Source organism: Escherichia sp. 20412-1 (assembly GCF_003027595.1).
GTDB lineage: Bacteria > Pseudomonadota > Gammaproteobacteria > Enterobacterales > Enterobacteriaceae > Escherichia > Escherichia marmotae.
Window position 1 is genome coordinate 1 of record NZ_PYQM01000105.1, and the last position, 1,505, is coordinate 1,505.

Here is a 1,505-nt window from a genome sequence, read left to right on the forward strand (position 1 = left end):
GGGATTTCCGTCGGGCAGTATAAAGCCGCCATGCGTATGCTGCCTGCGCAGTTCACCGACGTGGCCACGCAGCTTGCAGGCGGGCAAAGTCCGTGGCTGATCATGCTGCAACAGGGTGGTCAGGTGAAGGACTCCTTCGGCGGGATAATCCCTATGTTCAGGAGCCTTGCCGGTGCGGTCACCCTGCCGATGGCCGGGCTCACATTACTGGCCGCCGCGACGGGGGCGCTGGTGTATGCCTGGTACAAGGGTGATACCGTCCTGTCTGAATTTAATAAAACGCTGGTCCTTTCCGGTAATCAGTCGGGGCTGACTGCCGATCGCATGTTGACGCTCTCCAGAGCCGGACAGGCAGCGGGGCTGACGTTTAACCAGGCGAGTGAGTCACTGGCAGCCCTGGTGAATGCCGGTGTGCGTGGTGGTGAACAGTTTGATGCGATCAACCAGAGTGTGGCGCGTTTTGCGTCTGCATCCGGTGTGGAGGTGGATAAAGTTGCTGAAGCCTTCGGGAAGCTGACCACTGACCCGACGTCGGGACTGATGGCGATGGCGCGCCAGTTCCGTAACGTGACGGCAGAGCAGATTGCGTATGTTGCACAACTGCAGCGTTCCGGCGATGAAGCCGGGGCATTGCAGGCGGCGAACGAGGCCGCAACGAAAGGGTTTGATGACCAGACCCGACGCCTGAAAGAGAACATGGGCACGCTGGAGGCCTGGACAGACAGGACAGCACGGGCATTCAAATCCATGTGGGATGCGGTGCTGGATATTGGTCGTCCTGAGTCATCAGCAGAAATGCTGAACAAGGCACAGCAGGCATTCGATGAGGCGGATAAAAAATGGCAGTGGTACCAGAGTCGCAGTAACCGGCGCGGAAAAACGTCAGCGTTTCTCTCTAATCTTCGTGGGGCATGGGACGACCGCGAAAACGCCCGACTCGGCCTTTCCGCGGCGACGCTGCAGGCAGACCTGGAAAAAGCCAGCGAGATGGCGGCACAGGAGCGGGCTGAATCGGAGGCGTCACGGCTGAAGTACACCGAAGAGGCGCAGAAGGCATATGAACGCCTGCAGACGCCGCTGGATAAATATACCGCCCGCCAGAAGGAACTGAATAAGGCACTGAAAGACGGAAAAATCCTGCAGGCGGACTACAACACGCTGATGGCGGCGGCGAAAAAGGACTATGAGTCGACGCTGAAAAAGCCGAAACAGTCCGGCGTGAAAGTGTCAGCAGGCGATCGTCAGGAGGACAATACCCGTACAGCGCTGCTGGCGCTGCAGACTGAGCTGCGGACACTTCAGGCCCACGCCGGGGCGAATGAAAAAATCAGCCAGCAGCGTCGGGAACTGTGGAAGGCGGAAAGTCAGTATGCGGTACTGGCGGAGGCGGCACAACGTCGCCAGTTATCCGCACAGGAGAAATCCCTGCTGGCGCATAAAGACGAGACGCTGGAGTACAGACGCCAGCTGGCTGACCTGGGCGACAGGGTTGAATACCAGAAACG

The 1,505-nt window shown here is 58.9% G+C and carries 1 protein-coding gene; it reads left to right on the plus strand.

Annotated elements, in window-relative coordinates; genetic code table 11:
* Window positions 1–1,505 (plus strand): phage tail tape measure protein (locus tag C7B16_RS24145; protein ID WP_143192634.1); only part of this gene is annotated, 1,505 nt, incomplete at both ends.